The organism is Polaromonas sp. P1_H6 (assembly GCF_056405195.1).
The window spans coordinates 1-1126 of record NZ_JBFUCN010000075.1; the positions used below are offsets into that span (position 1 = coordinate 1).

Consider the following 1126-nt stretch of genomic DNA (forward strand, 5'->3'; position numbering starts at 1 on the left):
GGCGGATTCAAACCCCAAGTGCAACAGTCGGAATAAGGCCAGCGTCTCGCATGGCCTTGTTGTTAAAGAAGACCTCGGCAGGGCTTTTCCAGCCAAGGGTCTTGCGTGGCCTGATGTTGAGCTCCCAGGCCATGAGATCAAGCTCGTGCTGCGAGTACACGCTCAGGTCCGTGCCCTTGGGCAGATACTGGCGCAGCAGGCCATTGGTGTGTTCGTTGATGCCTCGCTGCCACGGGCTGTGGGGGTCGCAGAAGTAAATCTTCAGCCCCGTGTCCTCGGCCAGCTGTTTGTGCAGCGCCATCTCCTTGCCCTGGTCGTAGGTCAGCGTCTGGCGGATCTCCGGCGGTAGCGGTGCGAACGCCTGCCTGAACCCTTCGAGCACGTCGATGGCCTTGCTGCCGTCGAGCTTGACCAGTATGGCAAACAGCGTATGGCGGCACACCAGGGTGCCGACGGCCGAGGCATTGTTCTTGCCTTTAATCAGATCGCCTTCCCAGTGGCCGGGCACCAAGCGGTCGTTGGCCTCGGGTGGCCGCACATGGATGCTGAGCATGTCCTGCAGCGAGCCACGCCTACTTTGGCCTGGGCTGGGTGGTCTGCGCGCACCGCGCCCTTGGCGCAACAGTGCGGTCAGCTCCCGGCGCAAGTCACCCTTGGGCATGGCATAGATCGCGGTGTAGATGGTTTCGTGTGAAGCTTGCAATTGGGTCTGCCCAGGATGACGTTCCCGGAGTTTGGCAGCAATCTGCTCAGGCGAAAGCTTGAGCGCGAGCAGCGCCTTGACCTCGGCCCATAACGGGCCATTGCGCTCGAGCTTGCGAGCGGGCCAAGCGGCACGCCGAACGCACCGGGCGCGCTTGCCGGCGCGATGCGCATCGTAGCCGCCAGCGATGCGCGGGCGCCCCATCACGCACTGCTCGGCTTCGTCTTGCCAGCCATTGCGGCGCAGTTCGCGCGAGATCGTGCTCGGTGATCGCCCCAGCACTCTGGCAATCTTGCGGATGCTGCAATTGTGCAGCTTCATGCCCATTACCGTGCCTCGCTCTTCGGCACTCAATTGTCGATATGTTCTTGTCATGCAACTCCTCTTGGATTGGAAGTGTTGCACTTGGTCCTTGAATCCGCC

The 1126-nt window shown here is 61.9% G+C and carries 1 protein-coding gene; it reads right to left on the reverse strand.

All coding sequences use genetic code 11. The features are described 5' to 3' along the window. Positions 1 to 7: 7 nt before the first annotated feature. Positions 8 to 1078 (reverse strand): IS30 family transposase, encoded by a 1071-nt coding sequence (locus AC1D1F_RS24750; RefSeq protein ID WP_477679349.1) that lies wholly within the window; start codon positions 1076 to 1078, stop codon positions 8 to 10. Between the last annotated feature and the right edge of the window lie 48 nt (positions 1079 to 1126).

What these genes read in the sequence shown, in the direction of transcription:
- AC1D1F_RS24750 (WP_477679349.1), bottom strand. Translation starts at nt 1,078, where the DNA reads ATGACAAGAACATATCGACAATTGAGTGCCGAAGAGCGAGGCACGGTA.